This is a genomic window from Singulisphaera chitinilytica, assembly GCF_049331405.1.
Lineage (GTDB): Bacteria > Planctomycetota > Planctomycetia > Isosphaerales > Isosphaeraceae > PoT.
In genome coordinates this window covers 5,257,133-5,278,037 of record NZ_CP186274.1, presented here as the reverse complement: position 1 = coordinate 5,278,037, position 20,905 = coordinate 5,257,133, and the positions used below count along the sequence as shown (strand labels likewise).

20 protein-coding genes, 1 pseudogene and 1 riboswitch are annotated in these 20,905 nt (G+C 67.9%); of the genes and pseudogenes, 6 read left to right on the top strand and 15 right to left on the bottom strand.

The window, feature by feature from the left end:
• Positions 1 to 32 precede the first annotated feature (32 nt).
• Positions 33 to 1,550, top strand: coding sequence for a cobyric acid synthase (locus ACOYYX_RS21045; RefSeq protein WP_422931649.1), 1,518 nt, complete (start codon positions 33 to 35; stop codon positions 1,548 to 1,550).
• 73 nt (positions 1,551 to 1,623) lie between these two features.
• Positions 1,624 to 2,193 (top strand): cob(I)yrinic acid a,c-diamide adenosyltransferase, encoded by a 570-nt coding sequence (gene cobO / locus ACOYYX_RS21040; RefSeq protein WP_422931648.1) that lies wholly within the window; start codon positions 1,624 to 1,626, stop codon positions 2,191 to 2,193.
• Positions 2,194 to 2,209: 16 nt separating this feature from the next.
• Here the strand turns inward: cobO and ACOYYX_RS21035 are convergent, their stop codons facing one another.
• The 12 genes from ACOYYX_RS21035 to ACOYYX_RS20980 all read right to left on the bottom strand — a co-directional run bounded on the left by ACOYYX_RS21035 (position 2,210) and on the right by ACOYYX_RS20980 (position 11,322).
• Positions 2,210 to 3,235, bottom strand: a complete 1,026-nt coding sequence (locus ACOYYX_RS21035) for an ABC transporter substrate-binding protein (RefSeq protein ID WP_422923395.1) — start codon at positions 3,233 to 3,235, stop codon at positions 2,210 to 2,212.
• Positions 3,232 to 3,813, bottom strand: coding sequence for a bifunctional adenosylcobinamide kinase/adenosylcobinamide-phosphate guanylyltransferase (cobU, locus tag ACOYYX_RS21030; RefSeq protein WP_422923393.1), 582 nt, complete (start codon positions 3,811 to 3,813; stop codon positions 3,232 to 3,234). Before cobU ends, ACOYYX_RS21035 begins: the two co-directional genes overlap by 4 nt.
• A 24-nt stretch (positions 3,814 to 3,837) precedes the next feature.
• The gene (gene cbiB, locus ACOYYX_RS21025) at positions 3,838 to 4,791 is read right to left on the bottom strand and encodes an adenosylcobinamide-phosphate synthase CbiB (protein ID WP_422923392.1); all 954 of its coding nucleotides are present in this window, start codon (positions 4,789 to 4,791) and stop codon (positions 3,838 to 3,840) included.
• Positions 4,788 to 5,624: an ABC transporter ATP-binding protein gene (locus ACOYYX_RS21020; RefSeq protein ID WP_422923391.1), complete on the bottom strand. Its 837-nt coding sequence runs from the start codon at positions 5,622 to 5,624 to the stop codon at positions 4,788 to 4,790. Before ACOYYX_RS21020 ends, cbiB begins: the two co-directional genes overlap by 4 nt.
• On the bottom strand, positions 5,621 to 6,619 hold the full coding sequence (locus tag ACOYYX_RS21015) for a FecCD family ABC transporter permease (protein ID WP_422923389.1): 999 nt from the start codon (positions 6,617 to 6,619) through the stop codon (positions 5,621 to 5,623). Before ACOYYX_RS21015 ends, ACOYYX_RS21020 begins: the two co-directional genes overlap by 4 nt.
• Positions 6,616 to 7,218, bottom strand: a complete 603-nt coding sequence (locus ACOYYX_RS21010) for a histidine phosphatase family protein (RefSeq protein ID WP_422923387.1) — start codon at positions 7,216 to 7,218, stop codon at positions 6,616 to 6,618. Before ACOYYX_RS21010 ends, ACOYYX_RS21015 begins: the two co-directional genes overlap by 4 nt.
• Positions 7,215 to 8,057, bottom strand: coding sequence for an adenosylcobinamide-GDP ribazoletransferase (locus tag ACOYYX_RS21005; RefSeq protein ID WP_422923385.1), 843 nt, complete (start codon positions 8,055 to 8,057; stop codon positions 7,215 to 7,217). The genes ACOYYX_RS21010 and ACOYYX_RS21005 overlap by 4 nt, the downstream gene beginning before the upstream one ends.
• Positions 8,054 to 9,118 (bottom strand): nicotinate-nucleotide--dimethylbenzimidazole phosphoribosyltransferase, encoded by a 1,065-nt coding sequence (gene cobT / locus ACOYYX_RS21000; protein ID WP_422923383.1) that lies wholly within the window; start codon positions 9,116 to 9,118, stop codon positions 8,054 to 8,056. Before cobT ends, ACOYYX_RS21005 begins: the two co-directional genes overlap by 4 nt.
• Positions 9,115 to 9,255: a hypothetical protein gene (locus ACOYYX_RS20995; RefSeq protein ID WP_422923381.1), complete on the bottom strand. Its 141-nt coding sequence runs from the start codon at positions 9,253 to 9,255 to the stop codon at positions 9,115 to 9,117. Before ACOYYX_RS20995 ends, cobT begins: the two co-directional genes overlap by 4 nt.
• Complete coding sequence (locus tag ACOYYX_RS20990; protein ID WP_422923379.1) at positions 9,252 to 9,383, bottom strand: hypothetical protein; 132 nt, start codon at positions 9,381 to 9,383, stop codon at positions 9,252 to 9,254. The genes ACOYYX_RS20995 and ACOYYX_RS20990 overlap by 4 nt, the downstream gene beginning before the upstream one ends.
• Before the next feature lie 99 nt (positions 9,384 to 9,482).
• A complete protein-coding gene (locus ACOYYX_RS20985) occupies positions 9,483 to 10,505 on the bottom strand; it encodes a DUF1559 domain-containing protein (protein WP_422923377.1) in 1,023 nt (340 codons plus the stop codon).
• Between the two features lie 112 nt (positions 10,506 to 10,617).
• A riboswitch (cobalamin riboswitch) is annotated at positions 10,618 to 10,820 on the bottom strand.
• Positions 10,821 to 10,959: 139 nt separating this feature from the next.
• A complete protein-coding gene (locus tag ACOYYX_RS20980) occupies positions 10,960 to 11,322 on the bottom strand; it encodes a hypothetical protein (protein ID WP_422923375.1) in 363 nt (120 codons plus the stop codon).
• A gap of 457 nt (positions 11,323 to 11,779) precedes the next feature.
• On the opposite strand from ACOYYX_RS20980, the gene ACOYYX_RS20975 reads away from it, so the two are divergent.
• The 4 genes and pseudogenes from ACOYYX_RS20975 to ACOYYX_RS20960 all read left to right on the top strand — a co-directional run bounded on the left by ACOYYX_RS20975 (position 11,780) and on the right by ACOYYX_RS20960 (position 15,433).
• Positions 11,780 to 12,460 carry a hypothetical protein gene (locus ACOYYX_RS20975; protein ID WP_422923373.1) on the top strand — a complete coding sequence of 227 codons (681 nt, stop codon included), beginning with the start codon at positions 11,780 to 11,782 and terminating at the stop codon, positions 12,458 to 12,460.
• A pseudogene (locus tag ACOYYX_RS20970) lies at positions 12,415 to 12,744 on the top strand (RNA polymerase sigma factor); the annotation flags it as partial. The gene ACOYYX_RS20975 and the pseudogene ACOYYX_RS20970, both read left to right, overlap by 46 nt.
• 43 nt (positions 12,745 to 12,787) lie before the next feature.
• Positions 12,788 to 13,039 carry an RNA polymerase sigma factor gene (locus ACOYYX_RS20965; protein ID WP_422923371.1) on the top strand — a complete coding sequence of 84 codons (252 nt, stop codon included), beginning with the start codon at positions 12,788 to 12,790 and terminating at the stop codon, positions 13,037 to 13,039.
• Between the two features lie 486 nt (positions 13,040 to 13,525).
• Positions 13,526 to 15,433 carry a WD40 repeat domain-containing serine/threonine protein kinase gene (locus tag ACOYYX_RS20960; protein WP_422923369.1) on the top strand — a complete coding sequence of 636 codons (1,908 nt, stop codon included), beginning with the start codon at positions 13,526 to 13,528 and terminating at the stop codon, positions 15,431 to 15,433.
• A 96-nt stretch (positions 15,434 to 15,529) separates the two neighbouring features.
• Here ACOYYX_RS20960 and ACOYYX_RS20955 read toward each other — a convergent pair whose 3' ends face one another.
• The 3 genes from ACOYYX_RS20955 to ACOYYX_RS20945 all read right to left on the bottom strand — a co-directional run bounded on the left by ACOYYX_RS20955 (position 15,530) and on the right by ACOYYX_RS20945 (position 20,884).
• Positions 15,530 to 16,615, bottom strand: coding sequence for an IS630 family transposase (locus ACOYYX_RS20955; protein WP_422923367.1), 1,086 nt, complete (start codon positions 16,613 to 16,615; stop codon positions 15,530 to 15,532).
• A gap of 271 nt (positions 16,616 to 16,886) precedes the next feature.
• Positions 16,887 to 18,224: an IS701 family transposase gene (locus tag ACOYYX_RS20950; RefSeq protein WP_422923366.1), complete on the bottom strand. Its 1,338-nt coding sequence runs from the start codon at positions 18,222 to 18,224 to the stop codon at positions 16,887 to 16,889.
• Positions 18,225 to 18,355: 131 nt separating this feature from the next.
• On the bottom strand, positions 18,356 to 20,884 hold the full coding sequence (locus ACOYYX_RS20945; RefSeq protein ID WP_422923365.1) for an FG-GAP repeat domain-containing protein: 2,529 nt from the start codon (positions 20,882 to 20,884) through the stop codon (positions 18,356 to 18,358).
• Positions 20,885 to 20,905 lie beyond the last annotated feature (21 nt).

The following is a 20,905-nucleotide window of genomic DNA, read 5'->3' as shown; positions in this document are numbered from 1 at the left end:
ACGACGACGCGAGGGGGCCGGGCTCGACCCTGATGGTGCAGGGGGCCAGCTCCTCAGTGGGCAAGAGCCTCATGGTGACCGCCTTGTGCCGGATCTTCGCCCGGCGCGGGGTGCGGGTGGCACCATTCAAGGCCCAGAATATGTCGAACAACGCCGCCGTCTGCGCCGATGGCGGCGAGATCGGCCGGTCCCAGGCACTCCAGGCGCTCGCCTCGGGGATCGAGCCCGTCGTCGACATGAACCCGGTCCTCCTGAAGCCCGAGGCCGACCACCGATCTCAAGTGGTGGTGAGGGGCCGCCCCTGGCACACCCTCTCCGCCGGGCAGTACTACGACCGCAAGAAGACCCTCTGGGCGGTGGTCACGGAGTCGCTCGACCGACTGAGGAGCCTCTACGATCTCGTCATCATCGAGGGGGCCGGCAGCCCCGCCGAGCTGAACCTACAGGCATCCGACATGGTGAACATGGCGGTCGCCCGGTATGCCGAGGCCCCCGTCGTGCTGGTGGGGGATATCGACCGGGGCGGCGTCTTCGCCCAGCTCCTCGGCACGCTCTGGCTGCTGCCCGAAGAGGAGCGTCGCCTCGTTCGCGGGCTGATCGTCAACAAGTTCCGGGGCGACCCGGCCTTGTTCTACGACGGCGTCGCCATCCTGGAGGAGCGATCAACTCTCCCCGTCCTCGGCGTCGTCCCCTACCTGCCGGGCCTCGGCCTGCCGGAAGAGGATGCGGCGACCCTCAGCGCCGTGGGTTATGGCCATTCGCCCGATGACGCCCTCGACATCGCGGTCGTGCGCCTGCCGCACATCGCGAACTTCGACGACTTCAATCCGCTCCAATCCGAGCCGGGCGTCCGCGTCCGTTTCGTCGAGTCGGTCGACTCGCTCGGCAGGCCCGATGCGGTGATCCTGCCGGGGTCAAAGTCGACCGTCGCCGACCTCGGCTGGCTCCGGACCACGGGGCTCCACAATCGCATCGGCGAACTCGCCCGGGATGGGATCAACGTCGTCGGGATCTGTGGCGGTTACCAGATGCTGGGCCGAACGATCCTCGACCCGGCTTGCGTCGAGTCGGATCGCCCTGAAACGGATGGCCTGGCCCTGCTGCCCGTCGCCACGACCTTCGCGACGGTCAAGCTGACGCACCGCGTCCGTGCCCGCATTGTCGGTGGGCCGGGATGGATGGTGACACTCGCCGGCCACGAACTCGCCGGCTACGAGATCCACTCAGGCCGTTCAACGATAGCAGACGTCCATCCCTGGCTCGCGATCGCCCGGGAGGGTGAAGGTTGCGGCGAGGCCCCGGATGGTGCCGCCACAGTCGACGGCTCGATCTGGGGATGTTACGTACACGGCCTCTTCGACGACGACCGCTTCCGCCGCGCCTGGCTCGATTCGCTGGCGTCACGACGGCGAGGGCGCAGGGCCCTGAGCCCCGCCCCAACCGAAATGCCCGGGTATCGCGAACGATTCCGGCTCGCGCTGGACCGGCTGGCGGATGAGGTTGAGGGGGCCGTCGACATCGAGGCCCTCGTGGAAATCATCAAAAAGTGAAGATGCTTACCAAATCTGGAGGCGAGAGGTGACCGAAGAGCATGACGATCGGGACGGTCGGCACAAGGAGCGGATGATCCGGCTCAAGGAGGCCCATGAGACCCGGCTCGCGCAGGCGACCCGGGAAAAAGGGCTGATCATCGTCAATACCGGGGCCGGCAAGGGGAAGTCGTCGGCCGCCTTCGGCCTGGTGTCTCGCTCCCTTGGCCACGGCATGCGCGTCGGGATCATCCAGTTCATCAAGGGGGCGATCGCCACCGGCGAGGCCGCCTACTTCGGCCAGCTTGGTCCCCAGGTCACGATGAAATCCCTCGGCGAGGGCTTCACATGGGATACGCAGGACCGCTCTCGCGATGTCGAGACGGCCCGCAAAGGTTGGGAGGAGGCCGTCGCGATGCTCCGCGACCCTTCTTACGACCTCGTCATCCTCGATGAACTGAACATCGTGCTCCGATATGAGTACCTCCCGCTGGGCGAGGTGCTTGACGAACTCCGCGGGAAGCGGGAGATGCTCCATGTCGTCATCACCGGCCGCAATGCCCGGCCCGAGCTCATCGAGCTCGCGGACCTCGTCACCGAGATGAAGCTCGTCAAGCACCCATACCGGTCGGGCGTCATGCCTCAGAAGGGGATCGAGTACTGACGCAGCCTCATCGGACTTATCGATCGGTTCGAGGCTCGGCATTGCCGTCCTCGCTCCGTGGATGAGTCGCGATGTCGAGAGCCTTGGCCATGGCCTCCAGCCCCTCGACGAGCCGGGGGCCGGGCCGCGAGACAAGATCCTCGTCGAGGAAGCTGATGCGATCACCCCGGATGGCCGGAAGCCGGTCCCATCCCGCCCGCGACAGGATACGCTGGCGCCGGGCCGGCTCTCCCGCCGAACCGCCGTTCATTGCGCCGGTCGAGGCCAGGATGATCTCGGGCGAGCGGGCGAGAACCTCCTCCTCGCTAGGCCTGGGATAACGGATCGATACATCTCCGAACGTGTTGATTCCGCCGGCGACCTCGATCATCCGGCCGATGAACGTCCCCGGCCCGGCCGTCATTAGCGGATCTTCGCGGACGAGGTAGAGGACCTTGGGCTTGGGGGCAGTCCTCGTCCCGGCGCGGCGGCGGACCGCCTCGACGCGGTCGAGGAATCGCGAGGAGAGTCGTTCGGCCTCGGCGGACCGGCCGGTGAGGCGGCCGACCGTCCTTATATTCCGGGCCACGCCTTCGAAGTCCTCGGCGTCGAGCGCCACGACCACCAGGCCCAGGCGTTCGAGCGGGGCGATGATCGGCTCCTGCACGCCGCCCGAGGCGAGGACCAGGTCGGGCTTCAACGCCGCGATCGCCTCCAGGTTGATTGTCCTCGGCGCCATCCCACCGACCGTCGCGTGCTTCTTCACCTCCGGCGGGTAATCATCCAGGGATGTCCCCGCGACGACCTTTCCACCGGCGCCGACGGCATAGAGGGTCTCGGTGTTGGATGGCGTCAGCGAGACGATCCGTTCGGGCGGACGGGCGATCCGGACCTTGCGCCCGAGGCCATCGACGATCTCGACGGGCCATGAGTCTGTCCTGACCTCGTGTCGAGCAAGCTTGGCGGGCGCCGACGGAGCGGCTTGTCGACTGCAGGCGGGGAGGGATCCGATCAAGGCCGCGATCAGCCCGAGCCGGGCACGAATTAGGATGTGAGGATTCATGGCGAGTTCCTGCGATCGGGATCGAGCGTGGCCTCGGCGAGGGCCTTGTAATCGACGGCGATCCCCGCGACGAGCAGGAGGACCTTCACCGCAGCCTCCGCGAGCGACTGGTTGGCCGAGCCGAGCAGGTCCCGATATCGTCGGCCCAGCGGGGTCGCGGGGACTACGCCCCAGCCGACCTCATTCGTGACCACGATCACGGTCGCGGTAGATTGGAGGCAGGCCTCGCGGATCGCGTCCACCTGGCCGGCGACCCTCGCCCCGTCGTCACCTTCCCGCTCGAGCAGGAGGTTGCTGACCAGCATCGTCAGGCAGTCGACGAGGATGGCGCGGGGAGACTCGGGGCGTCCGGACGCCTCGACGATGGCCGAGGCGACGTCCAGCGGGGCCTCAAGTGTCGCCCACATGGCCGGGCGGTCGGCTCGGTGGGCGGCGATCCGGGCCTTCATCTCGTCATCTCCCGCCTCGGCGGTCGCGATGTAGACGACTCGGTCGTTTCCGATATCGGCGGCCAGACGTTCGGCGTACCGGCTCTTGCCGCAGCGGACGCCTCCCGTGATGAGGATGAGTTCACCCATGTTGCTCGTTCTGCTAAAAACTAGTCAATGCTGATATAAGTGTCGGGTCGCCAGGAGGAGTTTCAAGGCCGCGATGGGGATGAGGGCCAGCCCGGTGGTCGCCCACAGCAGGCGGATGGAACGGCCGATGTCATCGGGGCCTGGCAGCCGGAGCCCCGCGCCCAGGTGGTAGGCCCCGACTTTCTCCAACTCGACTCCGAGGGCCCCGGCCGCGGCGCTCATCGGCCGGCCCGCGTTGGGGCTGGCCGTTTTGCTTGCGTCGCGCCGCCAGATCCGAAAGGCGAGAACCGAACTACCCCCAGCGACCGGCGCGGCGAGGACCATCATGAGCGCCGAGAGGCGGGCCGGGATCAGGTTCGCCAGGTCGTCCAGGCGAGCGGGGACCTTGCCGAGCCATTCGCGTTCGGGGTCACGATAGCCGAAGAGGGAATCGGCGGTGTTGATGAAACGATAAGCCAACGCCCCCGGGAGGCCAAACACACCGTAATAAAGCAATGGGGCGACGATGCTGTCGCTGGCGTTCTCAGCCACCGACTCGATCGCCGCCGCCGCGACGAACGGGCCATCCAGCCCTTCGGTCGGGCGGCTCACGAGGTGCCAGGAGGCCAGCCTCCGCGCCTCGGGGAGATCGCAGCGATCGAGTGCCTCGGCGACGGCCCTCGCGGCGCGGGCGAGGCCCCGTATCGAGAAGAGCGACTTGAGCATGATCGCCTCGACTATCAGGCCGGCGGGCGTGGGTAACTTCGCCAACCCCAGGGAAATGGCGATCCCCAGGGCCAGGGCGAAGGCCACTCCGACGACCATCAGCGAAGCGCCGAGGAGCAGCGGGATCACCCGCCCGGGCCTTATCAGCCGACGCCGGGCCGCGACCAGCGCGGAGCCGATCCAGGCGACCGGGTGGAGTCGATTCGGGGGATCGCCGAACGCCAGGTCGAGGGCCACCGCCAGCAGCATCGGGAGCAGAGCTCCGGCGTTCATGGGCTCTCGTCCCCCTTCGGCTCGGGGCAGGGGGGGCGGTACGGCAGGACCATCGGGATCCCGGAGACGGGGTGGCGTTCGACGGCCACCGCGCAGCGGAAGGCCTGCCGCAAGAGGTCGGTCGTGAGGACGTCCTCGGGGGTGCCGACCTCGAGCAGTCGCCCATCGGCCACCAGCGCGATCCGGTCGGCCCAGAAGGAGGCCTGGTTGACGTCGTGAAGGCTCAGGACGACGGCCAGCCCACCCTCGCGGGCCAGGCGACGGACGAGCTCTAGGATCTCGATCTGATAGTTGAGGTCCAGGTGGGCCGTCGGTTCGTCCAGCAACAGGACCGTCGGCCCTCGGGCCAGGGCCTTCGCCAGCAGGACACGCTGCCACTCGCCCGATGAGAGCTCGGCGATGGGACGATCGCGCAGTCGACCCAGGTCGACCTGGCCGAGCGCGAGTTCGATCGCCGCCGCGTCCTCCTCCGACATGGGCCGCCACCAGCCACGATGTGCGGCGCGGCCGAGCCGGACGACCTCCTCGACGGTGAGGGTCGAACCGCCCGCGTCGTCGGGCAACGCGACGGCGATCTTCAGATGGACACGAGACCGATCGCGGCCCGAGAGGAGTGGAGCGCCGTCGAGGTAGACGACACCGTCGCGCGGCTTGAGGAGGCGGGCGAGCGTGCGCAGGAGGGTTGTCTTGCCCGATCCGTTCGGGCCGAGCAGCGCTAGGATCGTGCCCGGCTCGATGCCGAGCGTCACCCCCGTTAGCACATCGCCCCGGCCATAGCCGCAGGCCAGCGCGTCGGCCCTCAGCCGTTCGCCTCCCGGTTCCGGTGGAGTCATCGCGCCCTCATGCCCATGACGGCCAGGAAGAAAGGTCCCCCGAGGATTGCGGTCAGCACGCCCACGGGGAGCTCGATGGGGGACGCGAGCGTGCGCGCGAGGGCGTCGGCCGCGAGTAGGAGGATCGCCCCGATCAGGCCGCTGGCCGGGATCAGGAAGCGATGGCGGGCGCCGACACAGGCCCTGGCCAGGTGCGGCGCCACAAGCCCGACGAAGCCGATGACCCCCGCGACCGCCACGGCGGCGGCCGTTGCGAGGCTGGCCGCGGCCACGACCGCCCCGCTCACCATCTTCAAGGGGAGCCCCAGGGCCCGCGCCGGCTGCTCGCCCAGCGAGAGGGCGTCCAGCGGCCGGGACAGCGCCCAGAGCCCGACAGTCCCGAGTGCCACGTAGAGGCCGCCCCCGGCGACGGCCGTCCAGCCTCGCCCGGCCAGGCTCCCCATCAGCCAAGCCACGATCCGGGCCAGGTCCTCGTCGTGCAGCACCATCAGGAGCCAGACCAGGCCGCCCAGACAACTGCTCACCGCCGAGCCCGCCAGTAAGAGGCCGACCAGCGGCATCCTCCCCCACCAGGCGGTCGAGAAATAGACAATCGCCGCCGCAGCGAGTGCCCCGATGAAGCCTCCCAGCGGCACGGCCCCGAAGCCAGCCGCCTCGGCATTGCCCGCGCAGACGATCACGAGCGTCGCTCCCAGGGCCGAGCCGCTCGACGCGCCGATCACGAACGGATCGGCCAGCGGGTTGCGGAAGAGCCCCTGATAGGCCGCGCCCGCCGCGCCGAGGCCCATGCCGACAATCGTTGCCAGGGCCACGCGAGGCAACCGCAGTTCCCAGACGATCGCCTCGGCATTGAGGCCCGCGCCGCCACTCCCCCCGATCAGGACCCGGGCGATCTCGCGCGCCGGGAGCCGCACCGGCCCGATCGCCAGACTGGCGATCGCGGTCGCGACCATCACGACCAGGAGCCCAAAGACACGCAGGCCACGCCACTTCATGAGGTCCAACCCCCGCCCGGCGTGAGGGCGACTTCGTCCCTCTCGTTGTCCAAGGCGATCCAGGAACCCGGACGCGGGATGAGGTCGAGCCAATCGGCGGGGATTTTGCCGGCCAGCGTCCCACGGATCGCGGCGATCGGGCCTCCGTGAGTGACGACGACGGTCAGCCCCCCGCGCGGCCGACGCGCATACCAGGAGACGGCCCGATCGCGCAGCTCGTACGTCGTCTCGCCCCCCGGCGGGCGATAGGTCGCCGGCTCGTGGATCAGCCCTTGCATCGCGTCTCCGACTTCCTGATAGATCGAGTCCCAGGGTCGCAGCTCCCAAGCCCCGAAGTCGCGCTCCAGGAGGGCCGGCTCGACGGTCATTTCGAGGCCGATCCGCTCGGCGAGAAACTCCGCCAGGACGCGGGCCCGCGTCGCCCCGCTGGTGACGAGGTGCCGGATCGGCCAACGGGACAGGAACTCCGCGAGCTCCCGGCTCTCCTCGACTCCTTCGGGGTCGAGCAGCACGTCGCTCCGGCCGTAGCAGACACCGTTGTAGCGAGCCGCGACGCGGGCATGGCGGACGAGGATGAGGCTCGAGGCGGACGGGATCATCCCACCTCCCCGGCGGCCGCCGCGAGGAGCACGACGACCTGCGCGACGTAGCAGAGGAACCCCAGGCTGTCGCCGTTGATCCCGCCGATCCGCCGGCCGACGTAGCGCACGAGCCAGGCCGTCACGGCCAGGATCGCCGCGACGGCCGCCGCCAGTCGCCAGGGGCTCACGACGGCCAGGCCGACGCAGCCCGGAAGTGCCAACGCGGTCCCCAGCAGCAACCGACCGATTGGGACCTGCCGGCCGACGTCCCGGCTCAGGCTCGGCCGATCGGCGATCGGGGGCAGGGCCCACATGGCGAGCAACGCGGCCCAGCGCCCCAGGCTGGCCGACGCCATCGAGGCGGACAGGAGCCGGTCCGCCTCGATCGACCCGAGCGCGACGCCGCGGAGCGTCACCGCGAGCCCGAGCCCGAGCACGCCGAAGGAGCCGACCCTGCTATCTTTGAGGATGCGGAGGATGTCCTCGCGCGTCCAGCCGCCGCCGAAGGCGTCGCAGAAGTCGGCCACGGCGTCCTCGTGGAAGGCGCCGGTCAGGAGCGCCTCGAAGGCGAGGCCGAGTGCGACGGCGATCGCGATCGGCCAGAGCTGCGCCGCGAGTAGGATCGTCCCGCCCGTCACCGCCCCGAGGAAGGCTCCTACCACGGGGAAATAGACCGTAGATCGGCCGAGGATCAGGCGTCGCTCGAGTTCGTCGTCGAGGTCAACGCGAGGGGTCGGCAGTCGCGTCAGGAACTGGACGGCGACGAACAGGTCCCGGCATTGATCCAGGACCACACCCCGAACGCGTGCGACGGACCATCCCCGCTTCGCCTTCTCGTCGACCTCGCCGTCGATCATTCGGCCGGCTCCGGGGGCAGGATCCCCAGGTCTTCCAGCGTATCCATCCGGGAGATCATCGCCGCGGCGGCATCCAGCAGGGGGATCGCGAGCAAGGCGCCGGTCCCTTCGCCGAGGCGGAGTCGCCAGTTGCTCAGGAGCGGCTCGAGGCCGAGCTTCGCGAGCATCTTTGCATGGGCCGGCTCCTGGGATAGATGGGCGGCGATCATCGAGTCGGCCGTCCCGGGCTCCAGGACCTCGGCGATCAAGGCCCCGGCCGTGGCGATCATGCCGTCGAGCACGATCGTTAGCCCGAGGCGCCGGGACTCGGCGAAGAATCCGGCCATCGCTGCGATCTCGAAGCCGGCGACCTCGGCGATCGCCCCGGCCGGATCATCGTCGAGCCTCCGTCGAGCCCGCGCGGTCGCCGACTCGACGACCCGACGCTTCCGTTCGAGAGTCGTGTCATCGGCCCCCGCGCCTCGCCCGACGGCCTTATCGATCGGGACGTCGGCGAGCAGGCATGCCAGGCAGGAGCCCGACGTCGTATTGCCGATGCCCATCTCCCCCGCGGCCACGACCCGCATGCCGGCGTCGCGAGCACGCCGCGCCTGGTCGGCGCCGATCGCCAGAGCTTCATGGAACTCGTCGGGGCTCATGGCGGGCCCCTCGGCCAGGTTGCGGGTCCCGGGGCCGACCCGCCGCACTTCATAGCCCGGATGCGGTGCCATCGGATCGGAACAGGAACCGACGTCGACGAGCACCAACTCGGCGCGGCAAGATTCGGCGAGGACCGTGCTGGCTGCCCCTCCGCGAGAGATCGCTCGAATCATGATCTCGGTGACCGAGGAGGGCCAGGCGGACACCCCCTCGGCGACGACCCCGTGGTCGGCCGCGAAGATGACGACGCGCCTCGGGCTCGTCTTCGGCTCGAGGGTCCCCTGGATCGTGCAGAGGCGCGCGGCCAGGCCCTCGAGCAGCCCGAGGCTCCCCGCCGGCTTGGCCAGGCGATCGAGGCGGTGCAGGGCCGCCTCCGTGATAGCCTCGTCTCGCCCGGGGGACTTGGGGATTGTTGGGTTCACGACGAGGATCGCTCCCCGGCATCGGCACCGATCCAGCGGGTGCATCCCCACCAGCCGATGATGGAGCCGGTCAGGAACAGGGCGGCGGCGATCCCGACGTGGTGGGATTCGAGGTGGTGTGCGAAGAGGATCATCATAGCGCCTTCCTCCTGCGCAGGCCCGCGCCGGCGAGCTTGGCCACCACGCCGAAGACGACTCCCGAGAGCAGGGAGACCGTGCCGAGGAAGATCATGTCATCCGAATGCAAGTCGTGCAGCCACTCCATGCGGTGGGGCTCCTCAAGGATTAAGGTTGCGTGAGAAAAGGTACGGATTCAGGCGTCGGGGCGGGGATACATAAAGAAAGTCCTCCTTTCGTCGCCCGCTCAGTAAGCATCCGACGAGACGACCTCCCCGCCCTGGCGCGTCACCATCGCCGCGACGATGCCGATCGGCGTCCGGTCTTTGAGGAAGCGTGCCGACCCATCAGCCATCAATACGTTTGATCCGGTGCTATGAAAGCTATAGATTTCATTATCATTCGAGCAATTCACCCCGCATGGGCCCGGCGACACCGAGCCGTCGTAGGTGGCCCCGTCGATCACGACCCCCTTGAGGTCGCTGGCCCAGACGCCCCCGGTGACGTGATTGCGAGGCGAGTTGGAGACCGGGGTGCCCGGGACCATGCCGCGACCACGCCAGAACTGGGGCCGATTGGACACTTCGATCACCAGCAGCGTGTTCGAGAGCCCGTCGGTGACCTGTGCAATCGGGCAGCCGTCGTCGATGCGATCCCTGGCCGTGTCCGAGCCCAGGTTGATAATGCCCGAACTGCTCCCCATCCCGAGCATCTTCTGCAAGGCCGCGGAGATCCCATAGGCGCTCCCGTAGTCCCAGGTCGCCCCGCGGTAGATCTGACGCGGAGCACTCGTGCTGCCGTAGAGCGTGAATTCGAAGCCCTCGCGACCGGACTGGGCCGAGGGGCAGGCGAAGATGCCGACCGAGGCCGTCGCGGTCGTCGTGTTCGCCGCGTCGTACCAGTGGACCTGGAAGTTCATGCTGGTGAAGGTCGTCGATTGCTCCATATACGGCAGCAGATGGGCCGGCCAGCCGTGGCGGGGCGGCGAGGGGGGGGAGTCGTAGAAGAGGCCGGTGCTCTGGCTCGGGAAGCAGCTATGGACCTGCTCGAAGCCGTGCAAGCCGAGGCCGATTTGCTTCAGATTATTGAGGCAGGATGCCCGGCGAGCCGCCTCGCGAGCCGCCTGGACCGCCGGCAAGAGCAGGGCGACGAGCACCCCGATGATGGCGATCACCACCAGCAACTCGATCAGCGAGAATGCCGGGCGCCGACGAGCATGTCGTCGAGCCGATGGGAATCCGACGGAGTGAATAGACTGAGACGAAGCCATGAGCAGACCTTCCTGCCGGCTAGGGCAAGGGTCGATGCTCCGGTGCTCCGTAGAAGGCCCTGTGCAGGCGGTCTGCGAGGGGACCCGCTCGGATGCCCGCGGCCGGAGCATCGCAGCAGAATCTCGACGGGCAGGTCTTCTGGCTCTCGGCTCGTAGCGGCCTTCGGACAACCTTCCCGCCTCGCGGCAGTGGTCGTAGCGTCCGAAGCCTGACCGATTACAGCGGCGGCCCCGCGCCGGATTTGCACCGGCTTCCCTATTCTCCCCCTCGCCCGAGTCGGTCGGGCAGGGGGCACCTGTCGAGGGAGATCATTAGAACCACGGGCCGCCCGGCGGTCAAGGATCGTGCCGGCCCAGCGCGTGATGGCTCTGGACAATGAGCCGAGACGTCACGATGCGAAGCGACCTCCGCGAAGGCTAGAAAATCTTGGGAGTGTAGCCTGACGCGGTGATCTCAGGACCGGAAAGCCTGGAGATCCCCATTCGAGGCCACCTTCGGTTTGCCGTGCGGACGATGGGCGAGATCGAGAGGCTCCTGACTTCGCCGGCCGCTCTTCTCCCCGTCCGCCAGGTAGAACTCGGAGAACTGGCCGAAGGTGATGTCGTCGCCCATGACGACCGACGCTTCGGCCTTGCGCAGCTCGGCGTCGAGCCGCGCCTGGGCGACGCGGTGGTCGCGCGTCGGATGACGCAGGTCTTCGAACCTCGTCAGCGGGCGGTAGGTGCGCCCGGCCTTGGTCCGCCGCACCTCCCCGAGCGCGGCGGTCACCCAGCAGCCGTATTTCTCGCTGTAGAACGCCTTGGCGGGTCGTCCCATGTCGCGGTCTCTCTCATGCGGTTCGCGAACTGTTGTCCCGCAGTTTCAGTGCTTTTGCACTCCTACTTGCACTGTGACAGCCGTTCACTAGCCGATGCAACCGCGCATAGAAATCCCCTCGGAGAACAAAATCCCCCAAGGGGTTACATCGAAATGGGCGGCGCTGGATTCGAACCAGCGACTTCCACCGTGTGAGGATGGATAAAATCTCGGCCGAGAAGCCCACGAACCTTCGATCGAGAGAGAACTTACAACATTCGACTCATCATCGCAAGAGGACGCGTAGCCTCTCATGTTTTCGCAAGGATTCTCGGTAAGACGAAAGTCCAAGGCCAGCGCAAAACGGTATGTACCGTTTTGCGATACCAGTCATCTATGACGACGCGGTGAGGATCACATGAATCGTGATCGGTAGGTTTAAGCTCGCCGCACGGTCAGCATCGACGGTCGGGCCGCGATGCATCAGGTGTGGCTGGCCCTGTTCCCGATGGCCATGATGCTCCGCTGTTTCCCGCACGACTGGCCGGGCATCCGCAGCCGGGTCAAGCTCAGCGGGTCATTCCGAGAGCGATCGACGCGGGTCTGGGAGTCGTATCGGGCCCCGTCCCGCGGGTGCTTCGCGCAGCGCCTGCGGCGGCTCCGCGAGTGGTCCCGTCACCGCGAGATGTCGGCATGGCTGCTCAAGCGAGTCGAGGCGCCGTGCGGCCGCTCGCGGGAGTATGCCGCGGCGTACTCGCACCCGGGCGGCCACCGGACGAGCAACATGCTGGACCGGCCGTTGCGCGGGATGAACCGCGACTTCGACCGCGGCCAGTACCTGCACGGCTCGGCCGCGGCCTGCCGGCTCCACTGCCGGGCCTGGGCGTGGCTGGCGAACTACGTCCCCTGGCACCCAGCGGTGGCGCGGGCTAAGGAGGGATGGCGCTACTCCGTTGAGCGGCTCAACCGCCATCGTCTCCAAGACGGCTGGCTTCAGAACCTGCTCGTCTCCGCCTCACTCGGCGGCCACGACTCGTCCCCAAAATCCATGACGGTCAGAAAAGTCATTCAGATCCCCGGCCGGGTTGTGTGTATCCGGGCAGGAGGGATCGGATGGACGAGATGCCGAGCACGCGGGCCAGTCTGCTGGTCCGCCTGAGAGACCCGCGCGACGAGCAGGCCTGGGGCGAATTCGAGCAGATCTACGCGCCGCTGGTCCATCGGCTTGCGCGTCGGAAGGGCCTCCAGGACGCCGACGCCGATGACCTGGTCCAGGAGGTCTTCCGCACCGTGGCAAGCGCGATCGACCGGTGGGATCCCGACCCGTCGCGCGGTCCGTTCCGGGGCTGGCTTTTCAGGATCGCACGCAACCTGATGATCAACCTGATGACGCGACAGCAGCCGCTGGCGCGAGGCTCCGGCGACACCGGGCTCCGGATCCTCCTCGAATCCCACCCGGATCCCTCCGAGGGTGACTCGGCCGCCTTTGACGACGAGTACCGGAGCCAAGTGCTCGCCTGGGCGGTCGAGCAAGGTGCGCGGCGAATTCACCGCGATGGCCTGGCAGGTCTTCTGGAACGCCGGGGTCGAGGGCAAGTCCGCGGGGGAGGTCGCCCGGGAGCTGAACGTGACGGTCGGGACCGTCTACCAATACAAGAGTCGCATCATGGCCCGGCTCCGTCAGAAGATCGGTCAAGTCGAGGGCGAGCGATGGACCACGAGCGGAAACCTTCGATGAACTTACGACCCGACCGATGCGACCCGGAGCGGCTTGCACTCCTGCTCGAGGGCCGCCTGTCGGGCTCCGACGAGCCGGGTCTGGTCGCGCACCTCGACGCCTGCCCGGCGTGCCAGCGTCGCCTGGACTTCCTGGCCGCCGAGGCTCCGTGGTGGGGGGCGTTGCGTCGCCTGGCCGATCCGGAGGGGATGTCGGCAACGGACCGGCCTGGTGGGCTGCGGGAAGGGGACGAGGGCTTACCCCAGGATGCGGCACGTCACGCCGGGATGACGGTGGGCGACTCGCTCGGCTTCCTCGCCCGATCGGATGACCCGAACTGCCTCGGTAGCCTCGGACACTTCCGGGTCGACGAGGTCATCGGCCGGGGAGGCATGGGCGTGGTGCTGCGGGCGTTCGACCCGGCCCTCGACCGGGTCGTGGCCATCAAGGTCCTAGCGCCCCAACTCGCCACCGGCGCCGCCTCCCGCCGCCGCGGCCGCCGCGGCCGTGATCCACGAGCACGTCACGGCGATCCACTCGGTCGCCGTCGACGCACGGAGCGGGCTTCCCTACCTGGTCATGCCTTGCATCGCCGGATGCTCGCTCCAGGAGCGGATCGACCGCGATGGCCCAATGGAGGCGAAAGATATCCTCAGGATTGGCATGCAGGCCGCGGCCGGGCTGGCGGCGGCCCACTCTCAAGGCCTGGTCCACCGCGACGTCAAGCCTTCCAACATCCTCCTCGAGGATGACATGGAGCGGGTCAAGCTCACCGACTTCGGCCTCGCACGCGCCGCGGATGACGCGAGCCTGACCCAGAGCGGCGTCGTGGCCGGCACGCCCCAATACATGTCGCCCGAGCAGGCGAGGGGCGAGGCGGTCGACGCGAGGTCCGACCTGTTCAGCCTGGGAAGTGTGCTCTATGCCATGGTTGCCAGTCGGCCACCGTTCCGGGCAGAAACCCCGCTCGCGGTGCTGCGACGCGTGAGGGATGAACATCCCACGCCGCTCCGCGAGATCGAGCCGGAGGTGCCGGGTTGGCTGGCCGCCGTCGTCGAGAAGCTCCACGCCAAGGAACCGGCCGAACATTACCAGTCCGCCGCCGAGGTTTCCGATTTGCTCGGGAGCCTCCTGGCCGACTTGCAGGGCGGCGTCCCAATCCGGCTCTCGTCTCCCTCGACCAGGGGGATCACCCGCCGCGGCCACGCGAGCCTCCTGGCGGCAACCCTCGCATGCTGCGCTCTCGCGGGCCTCGCGATCGCCTTGGCTGACGAATCGACGGCCGTGCGATGTCGGGTCGCAGGCGGCGATGTTCATGACTCCTACCCCGCCTCCGCACGGTCGCGAGAGCGGATCCGCGTTGGCTTGACGCAAGCCATGGCGACGGCCTTGCTGGCCCTGTTTGGATGGATCGTAATCGGATCCGGGGGTGAGGTCTCGGGACGCGGCGGCGAATCGCATGAGGCGAAGGGCCACAGGGCCCATCCCCTTCAGGAGTCGATCGCTTCTCTGGTTTTCGCACCCGACGGGAGGAGCCTCTTCCTGGCGTCTCGAACGAGCCAGGTGATGAAGTGGGGTCTCGAGTCGTCGCGAGTGAGCTTCTCGGCCGCCTGGAGCTGGTATCCCCGCGTGGCGATCTCGCCGGACGGCCGGACGCTGGCGGCGACCGGGTCGGGCTCGAGCATCGGCCTCTGGGACGCCGAGGACGGGGCGACGGTCGGCCGGCTCGAGATCGAAGGGGGGCGATTCCACCGCCTCGCGTTCTCCCCTGACGGCCGTACGCTGGCCCTGGCCGGCTCTGATGGCGGGCTCGCCCTCTGGGATGTCGGCAACGGCATGGTCCGGGCCCGAGAGCAGGCCGGGCAGTTCATCGGTGCCCTGGCCTATGCCCCCGACGGGCGGGGCGTCGCGACTGGAGGGCTCGATGGGACCGTCACCCTCCGGGATGCCGAGAGCCTGGAGAGGCTGCACTCCTTCCGGGCCCAGTCGACGCACGTCAATGCGTTGGCCTTCTCGCCCCGGGGCGGTCTGCTGGCGACGAGCGGCGACGGGTGCGAGACCGTCCGAGTCTGGGACGCGAATGCGGGGCGGTTGCTGGCCACACTACCGGGCCACGCCCGCGGAGTCCCGGCCCTGGCCTTCTCGCCCGACGGTTCGATCCTGGCCGCGGCGACGGGTGGCGGCATGGTCCACCTATGGGATTCGCGCAACTGGATTGCCATCTCCGTCCTTGAGGGGCCCAAGTCATGGCTCGGTGCGATCGCCTTCTCGCCCGACGGCCGATCCCTGGCGGCGGCCGGCGACGATCGCATGCTCAGAATCTGGGATTGCCAGCGACTAATCGACACGGAACGCAAAACGCCAGGGCTCGGCTCGCCCCCAGCGTACATTTCCGACTCGATCCCGGTGCGGTAGCCTGGCTTGCTCGATCTGGACCACTGGACAAATCTCGGTGCATCGTCTCCTACTTCTCGGTCGCCGCTCGACGTCCTTTTGCACTAGTGTAGTGTCTCACCCTGATGCGATCTTATCCAGGACAGCCCTGGCACGGCGGACCTTTTCGAGAATGTCCTCCGCCTTGGCCGTCCAGACGAAGGGCTTGGGGTCGTCGTTGTGCTCGTCGATATAGGCCCGAATCGCTTCGATCAATTGCTTGACGCTACGAAATACCCCCCGACGGATCCGTTTGTCGGTGATCTCGCGGAACCATCGCTCGACCAGGTTCAGCCAGGAACTGCTCGTCGGGATGAAGTGGAGGTGGAACCGCTTGTGTCGCTTCAACCATGACTTGACCTTGGGATGCTTATGGGTCGCGTAGTTGTCGACGATCAGGTGCAAGTCCACGTCGGGCGGCGTCTCGGCGTCGATCTGCTTGAGGAACTTGATGAACTCCTGGTGGCGGTGCCGCGGCATGCATCGCCCGATCAATCGCCCCTCCAGCATGTCGAGCGCCGCGAACAGAGTCGTCGTGCCGTTCCGCTTGTAGTCGTGCGCCATCGTCTCGCACCGGCCGGGATAGATCGGCAGGCTCTTCTGCGTGCGGTCCAGCGCCTGGATCTGGCTCTTCTCGTCGACGCAGAGCACCAAGGCGCGCTCCGGCGGGTCGAGGTAGAGGCCGACGACGTCGATCAGCTTCTCGACGAAGCGGGGGTCGTTGCTCACCTTGAAGGTCCGGCTCAGGTGCGGCTTCAGGCCGTTGGCGCGCCAGACGCGATTGACCAACGCATGGTTGGTCCCCAGCGCCTCGGCGAGGGTGCGAGTGCTCCAGTGGGTCGCGTTGGCCGGCTTCTGCCGCGTCGTCATCTCGATGATCCGCCGGATGAGGTCGTCGCGTTCCTTCGGCGGCCGTCCGCCCCGAGGCGCGTCCTTCTCCAGGCCGGCGATGCCTCGCTCGGCGAATCGATCGCGCCAGCGGGCGACGGCGCCGCGGGAGATCCCCAGGCCCTCGGCGATGTCCTTATTCTCCTCGCCCTCGGCGGCGGCGAGCACGACACGGGCCCTCGTGACCAGTCGAGCCTGGGTGCTCCGCCCGCGGGACCATCGCTCCAGGATGATCCGGCCTGCATCGTTCAAGGTGATCTGGCATGCACGGCGCATGGGCATATGCTCCTTTCATTAGAGTATACCCCCATGCAACACGATAAGTTTCACTACTTTTGAGACACTACACTAGGACGAAGTCGGCCCGCCTGCCGCGCTTGGGGGCCGCCTGCATCCTTCGGCCCTGGAAGACGGCGCTCGCAGGATCAGGGTCGTGGCTGCCGGAGAGGCGGCGTCAGACGCGGAGGTCATGGACGATCGCATCGAAGCAGCCAGCGGCGAGCCATCGCCGGGCCTGCTAAGCTCGACTGCTGCCGAAAGCAGAGGCCTACGCCGCCGGGGCGAGGGCCCGGCAGAGCAACTCGCGTAGAGGTGTGGGGAGTTTCTCCAGGCCCGAGTCGAACCCGGCCTCTCGAAATAATCCCTCGGACCACAACCTCAGCCGCACGGCGCACAGGGCATCCGAGAACGTCACGGACTCCTTGCCCGGCCAGTCGATCCCGCCGACACGGGCCGGCGCCGGCAGGGCGTCGTAGAGCAGCGTCACGACCGAATACAGCCCGAGCAGGCACGGGGTGGCACGCAGCACCGTCCGCCGGCTCCATCCCCGGGTGCTCTCCGAGTGGAGGTGGGCACGGCCCTCCTGGAACGTGCATTCGAGGTTCCAGCGGCCGGCATATCGGGTCACGACCTCGCCGGCCCCCATCGCCGGGTCGGTCGTGTAGAAATACTCATCGCGGTGCGTCCCCTCCCGGTCGTGGACGAAGACCCAGCGGATCGGCACCAGCCCCTCGCCCGCCTTGTACCAGTGCCCCGACCCGGTGACCACCTCGACCCTACGGCGGCCGCCGCCGTACCAGCCCACGGTGATCCTGCGGCGTCTCCGCGCGGCCTCCACGCCCTCGCGGGGCTTGGGCCGGCGGGCCCCCTTGACGCGAGGACGGCCCGCGCCTCCGTAAGGGGGCGCGGGATCGAAGAGGTTGGCCTCGGGGTGGAGCTTGCTCACCAGCGACAGCCGGGCCCGGTGGCGATGGCAGAGGCACGCGACCTCGTGCGAGCCGTAGCCCGAGTCGCCGACGAAGACGAAGCGTCGGCCGGGGAACTCCATCATCAGGGCCCGCAGCAGCCGGCACATCAATCGGGCCGGCGTGCGGTGCGGCCGCCCGCGTCGGCGGTCGTCCTCCTCGGAGCGGTACAGGTCCACGAGCACGGGCAACGCCCAGGGGCGGCTCGTGCCGGGCAACCGGACGAGGACCGCCAGGACGACCCAGCAGTGCCCGTATTTCCAGGCGGTGTAGGCGTGGGAGGATCGGACCGGGTCGCGGTGCCGTGCCTTGCCGTAGACGCATCGGCCGGGGTGGCCGTCGACGGTGTCGTCGCCGACGAGGAATACGGGGCCGTTCGGGCAGAGGCGATCGAGGATCAGGCGGGCGAGGGTGCAGCCGGCCCTCAGGCCCGACCAAGGTGCGCGCGAGAGGACGCGCTGGTAATCGGTGCGATGCCCCGGCGCGAGCTCGCCGACGGTCCGCAGCAGGTTGGCGACGGTGTGCCGGCCCTGGGTGAGGATGGTGGCCAGGAGCAGGACGACGAAGCATCGATAGGAGGGGAGGGTGGAGAGCGGCCCGAAGGCCTCGAGCAGCGGCAGAGCCTCGGGTGGTAGGATCACGATGGGCCCGTCCTCGGTTGGTAGCCTTGAGGTGCGTCAGCAACCCCTCAGGTTTCCGCCGAGGCGAAACCGTGAAATCGGCATCAGTCGAGCTGAGTGGTGATTCGAGCCGCCGATGCGCGTCGGCCCAATCAACTGAGCGTCATGCCGAGGATCGTCACGTTGCCATCGTCCAACAGGGTAATGCTCCGGACGGCTTTACCCGCCTTGAGGGTGAATTGATACCCGTAGACGTAGTAGCTCCCCGACTGGATGGTGCCCCCGGACACGTCTCGATAGGCCATGGTGACCGCCGTGGACTCGCCCGCGTAATTCTGGGGGGAATGCCAGTCGCTCAACGACTGGGTGAACGTCTGGGTGGTCCCGTCGGCATAGGTGATGGTGAAGTTCACATCGGCCTGATTGCCGTTCACCCCGCTGCCCAGGAACGAAAGGGTGTCAAACGACCCTCTCGGCAGGGCGATCGTCTGGCCGCTGGCGGCGATCGCGTTGGAGGCGCCGGTGGCTCCCAGGTTGAAGAGCAGGCTGTTCCAAGCGACGGGCCCGCCGAGCAATTGGGCCGAGAGCGCATTCCCATCGCCGTCCAGGCCGCCGAAGCTGCCGAAGGTCGTGCCATCGGCGACGATGCCGACCCGGTTGAAGGCCGAGGCCAGGTTCACGGTCGTCCCGACGCTCGGAGGGGCCGTTGTCTGGGGCGAATAGGTCACCGTATAGCTGAAGTCGGAAGGGAATGACTCCGAGGTCCCGGGCAGCGTCCCGGAGTTCGTGTAAACCGTGAGGTTCGGGTTATAGCTCGGGATCAGGTTCCTCGGCCAATCGCTCGACGAGTTCTGCCCCCAATTGAAGAACACGTCGGCCCAGGTCGCCGCGGCATTCTGCGGTGCGGCGGCGGCGTAGTACCACCCGCCGTTGAGCGCGACGAAGGGGTGTTGCGGATCGATCGGCGTCAGGTTGACCCCGGAGTTGGCAGCCGAACCGCCGGACGCCGAAGCCGGAATGCCGAAGAGTTGGCTCGCGGTCTCCGGCGCGATCGGGTTCCCATTCCCGTCGGTGAGGGTCCACGCCGTCACGATCGACCCACCTTGATTGAAGCTGTATCCAGATGCCGATTCGCTGAGCTGCGCCGGCGTGATCGCCAGGAAGTCGCCCGGGGCCGCGACATTCGGGGGGCCAGAGCCCGGTGCGTAGGGGAGGCTGAAGTAGCCCAGGTAAGGAGGCGGGCTGGTCGTCCCCGGCGTGATCTGGCTCGTGGAATCGTAGGGCCCGACGTTCACCGCATTGCCCCCCTGGAGCGACTGTATCTGGCCGAGCAGGGCTGCGAGTTGGTCCGGGCCGACGGACCCTGGCTGGAACGTCGCGAAATTACCGACCGTCGTGCCGGAGATGATGTCGACCGCGTTGTTGCCGATGTTCGTGATGGCCAACTCGGCCAGCCCGTCGCCGTCCAGGTCCTCGGCGATGAGACTGGTGGCGCTCGTCGCCCCGGAGATCGGATAATACACGGGCGAGTCATACGAAGCCGGCCCGTTGCTGAGCAGCAGGCCCACGCCGCCGTAGGCGGAGACTCCAGAGGAGATGGAGGCGAACTGGTTGTAGGTGACCACGAGGTTGGGGAAGATGCTGCCCCTAAGCGGGACGGCGGCGATGGCCACGGGCTGATACCCGCTCCCGAGTGCGATGGTCGCTGGCGAATCGAAGCCGTTGCCGTTGTTCAGCAGGAGGCTGATGCTGCCGCTGAGGCCGTTGGCCACGGCGATATCGGGCCTGCCATCTCCGTTGAGGTCGGCGACCGCGAGCCCCGCCGGCTGCTCTTGCCCGCCCAGGCCGAGATTATATTCCACCGAGAAGTTGCCCGACCCGTCCCCCTTCAGGACGGTCACCACGTCACTCGAGGTATCGGCGACGATGATGTCCTGGTAGCCGTCGCCGTTGACGTCGCCCACCGCGACGCCCGACGGGCCATTCGGGCCTCCGAGGCCGAGCGGCGTTGAAGACTGGAAGCTGCCGTCGCTCTGGCCCAGCAGGACGCTCACCTGATCGGTGCTGAAATCGGTCACGACCAGATCCGAATAGCTGTCGCTCGTGGAGTTGAAATTCCCGACGGCGATTCCCTCCGGCCCTGTCGCCCCGGCGAGCGAGTAGGAGGTGGAATCGGAGAGGTTCGTGGTCTGCCCGTTGCCCGTCGCGAAGCCGTAGGGCTCGGACGACTTCCAGTTGAAGACCGCCGGGATCATTGTGCTCCACGAGGTCCGGGTCAGGAGGCTCGAGGCCACGTCCTCCGGCGACAGGGCCGACGATGCGAGCGGTTCCCCGCTGATCTTCCCGAGGGCCAGGAGGAGGCCATAGTTGCTCAGGACCGACTGGATGAATGTGGTGTCATTCAGGGTCGTCAGGATGTTATTCCACTGTTCCGTCATCGTGCCCGTGATATTCGTGCCCAGATCATCGAGGGTTGACGCATTCTCGATGTCCGTGTCGATCGACGCCACGGGGATGGTGAGCGTCACGGTCGATGGGAGGTTGGCCTGTGCCAGGAACGAGCTCGCCACCGAGGCCCCGGCCCCGCCGATCGCCGCCCCCAGTGCACCGGCGACGATGCCGCCGGCTCCGGCCACCGCCCCAAGGGCTCCTCCCAGCGCCCACGCCATGGCCTCGCCCATGATCTCTTGCGACGAGGGGGC

Excerpts from the sequence above, each read along its gene's own strand:
- ACOYYX_RS21045 (WP_422931649.1), top strand. The coding sequence starts at position 33 with ATGGTGCAGGGGGCCAGCTCCTCAGTGGGCAAGAGCCTCATGGTGACC.
- cobO (WP_422931648.1), top strand. The coding sequence starts at position 1,624 with ATGATCCGGCTCAAGGAGGCCCATGAGACCCGGCTCGCGCAGGCGACC.
- ACOYYX_RS21035 (WP_422923395.1), bottom strand. The coding sequence starts at position 3,235 with ATGAATCCTCACATCCTAATTCGTGCCCGGCTCGGGCTGATCGCGGCC.
- cobU (WP_422923393.1), bottom strand. The coding sequence starts at position 3,813 with ATGGGTGAACTCATCCTCATCACGGGAGGCGTCCGCTGCGGCAAGAGC.
- cbiB (WP_422923392.1), bottom strand. The coding sequence starts at position 4,791 with ATGAACGCCGGAGCTCTGCTCCCGATGCTGCTGGCGGTGGCCCTCGAC.
- ACOYYX_RS21020 (WP_422923391.1), bottom strand. The coding sequence starts at position 5,624 with ATGACTCCACCGGAACCGGGAGGCGAACGGCTGAGGGCCGACGCGCTG.
- ACOYYX_RS21015 (WP_422923389.1), bottom strand. The coding sequence starts at position 6,619 with ATGAAGTGGCGTGGCCTGCGTGTCTTTGGGCTCCTGGTCGTGATGGTC.
- ACOYYX_RS21010 (WP_422923387.1), bottom strand. The coding sequence starts at position 7,218 with ATGATCCCGTCCGCCTCGAGCCTCATCCTCGTCCGCCATGCCCGCGTC.
- ACOYYX_RS21005 (WP_422923385.1), bottom strand. The coding sequence starts at position 8,057 with ATGATCGACGGCGAGGTCGACGAGAAGGCGAAGCGGGGATGGTCCGTC.
- ACOYYX_RS20995 (WP_422923381.1), bottom strand. The coding sequence starts at position 9,255 with ATGATGATCCTCTTCGCACACCACCTCGAATCCCACCACGTCGGGATC.
- ACOYYX_RS20990 (WP_422923379.1), bottom strand. The coding sequence starts at position 9,383 with ATGGAGTGGCTGCACGACTTGCATTCGGATGACATGATCTTCCTCGGC.
- ACOYYX_RS20985 (WP_422923377.1), bottom strand. The coding sequence starts at position 10,505 with ATGGCTTCGTCTCAGTCTATTCACTCCGTCGGATTCCCATCGGCTCGA.
- ACOYYX_RS20980 (WP_422923375.1), bottom strand. The coding sequence starts at position 11,322 with ATGGGACGACCCGCCAAGGCGTTCTACAGCGAGAAATACGGCTGCTGG.
- ACOYYX_RS20975 (WP_422923373.1), top strand. The coding sequence starts at position 11,780 with ATGCATCAGGTGTGGCTGGCCCTGTTCCCGATGGCCATGATGCTCCGC.
- ACOYYX_RS20955 (WP_422923367.1), bottom strand. The coding sequence starts at position 16,615 with ATGCGCCGTGCATGCCAGATCACCTTGAACGATGCAGGCCGGATCATC.
- ACOYYX_RS20945 (WP_422923365.1), bottom strand. The coding sequence starts at position 20,884 with ATGGGCGAGGCCATGGCGTGGGCGCTGGGAGGAGCCCTTGGGGCGGTG.